1 protein-coding gene is annotated in these 1,980 nt (G+C 61.5%); it reads left to right on the top strand.

Annotated elements, in window-relative coordinates; translation table 11 throughout:
- Nucleotides 1-139 precede the first annotated feature (139 nt).
- The coding region (locus HMPREF1022_RS00040; RefSeq protein WP_198005296.1) for a hemagglutinin repeat-containing protein at nt 140-1,980 on the top strand (1,841 nt) is incomplete at its 3' end.

The raw sequence follows: 1,980 nt of genomic DNA, 5'->3' as shown, positions 1-1,980 counted from the left end.
AAGGTGCTTGTGCCCCACCTCTACCTGGCCTCGGCCACCCAGCAGGACATCGCGCCCGGCGGCGGCGTGCAGGCCAAAAACGTACTACATCAATGCCGGTAAAGGCATTCTGAACGAAGGCCGCATCAACGGCGAAAACGTGAACCTGGCCTCGGTCAATATCGAAAACACCGGCGGCCTGCTGCGCGGCGGCAGCCTGAACCTCACGGCCCTGAACGACATTGCCAACAACAGCGGCTTCCTCCAGGGCGGGGACATCAGCCTGAAGGCCGGGGGCAACATCGTCTCGCAAACCCTGACCCGCCCCGACGCGGGCAATGCCGCCCACCAGCACGTGCTGGCCCAGGGCGGCATCGAGGCCACGGGCACTGTGACGGCCGTGGCGGGCAACGACCTGGCCATCCGGGGCTCCACGCTCAGCGCGGGCGGCGACGTGACCCTGGCCGCTGGCCGGGACATGACCGTGGGCACCGTCACCGAGGAGTTTCACCTTGACGGCGGCTCACGCAGTTGGGAGCACCGCGTCACCCACACCGGCTCCACTGTGGCGGCGGGCGGCAACCTGAACATGACCGCCGGGCGGGACATGACTGTGGCCGGTTCCCAGGTGGGCGCGGGCGGCGACGCCCAACTCGCGGCGGGCGGCGATCTGTCCGTGGTGGCCGTGCAGGATACGTTCAGCTCCTTTGTCAAGGCCGAGTCCGGCAAGGGCGGCCTGTTCTCCTCCAGCTCCAAGTCCACCTATACCCAGGACTACCGCACCAGCAAATCCTCCACTGTGGCCGCCGGGGGCAATCTCAGCCTGCTGGCCGGAGTTTCGGGCCTGACGCCCGGCGCATCCACGCAGACCGGCCACGCCTCGGTGGTGGGCTCCAATCTGGTCAGCGGCAAAGACCTCACCGTGGCCGCCAGCGGCAACGTCAACGTCTCCTCGGCACAGAACAGCTCCTATTTCAGCCACACCAAGTCCACTGTGGGCGCGCTGGGCCTCAGTTCCTCTTCCAAAAGGGAGGAAAAATCCTCTGTTACCCAGGTCGGATCCACCCTGAGTGGAGAAAATGTAAAAATCTCTGCCGGTAACGATATTACTGCCACAGCAAGCAATATTTTTGCCGCGCAAAATGTGCAACTGAACGCTGCAAAGGGGAATATTCTTCTTGATGCCGCGCAGAATACGCAATCGTCATACTATAAATCCAGTTCATCTCGGGCAGGAATTTTTGGCGGCAGCTCGGGAATTTCATTTGCCAGCAGCAAACAAAAGCAAAAAGGCGCAGGCGTCGGTAAAAATATTGGTTCCGCCATCATGGCGGGCGAAGATATCACAATGACGGCCCAAAATGACGTTACCTCTGTGGGGTCGTTGATTTCCGCCGGCAACAACGTCCAGATACAATCCGGGCGCGACGTCAATCTGCTTCCCGGCAATGATACGTCATATGCGTTTGAGTCCAGCAAAAAGAGCGAAGTCGGCATAGGCGCGGCGCTGAGTTCCAGCGGGGCCAGTCTCAGTCTCGGCTACCAGAGCACGGCCAAGGGCAGCAAACAGAACGCGGCCCAGAATGCCGGTAGCCTGGTACAGGCAGGCAACGATATCTCCATAACGACCGGGCGCGACATCAACCAGATAGCATCGCACATTGAAGCCGCACGTGATGTGAACCTGAACACCGGGCGCGACTGGAACATGCTTGCCGGTCAGGATTCCCAGAGCGCATCGGCCTGGCGGAAGGATGTGCAGGCCGGAATCGCGCTTTCCTTGCAGCAGAATGTTTCTTCCGCCGTGCAGGCTGTGGCCGATCTGCCGCAAGCCATGGGCAGCGGTCAGGGCGGTCTGGGATATCAGGGCGTCACCGCCGCCAGCGCCGGGCTGAAAGCCGTCACCAGCGTCTATAATTCCATCTTTCAGGTGGTCAGCGCGTCATTGTCTGTCGGCGGTTCCACGTCCCAGCAAAAGTCTTCCTCATCCTCAAGCACGGC

Origin of the sequence: Desulfovibrio sp. 6_1_46AFAA, assembly GCF_000224635.1 — a bacterium.
In the GTDB taxonomy this organism is placed as follows: domain Bacteria; phylum Desulfobacterota; class Desulfovibrionia; order Desulfovibrionales; family Desulfovibrionaceae; genus Desulfovibrio; species Desulfovibrio fairfieldensis.
The sequence above is the reverse complement of the archived record's forward strand: the minus strand, read 5'-3'. Positions and strand labels throughout refer to the sequence as shown.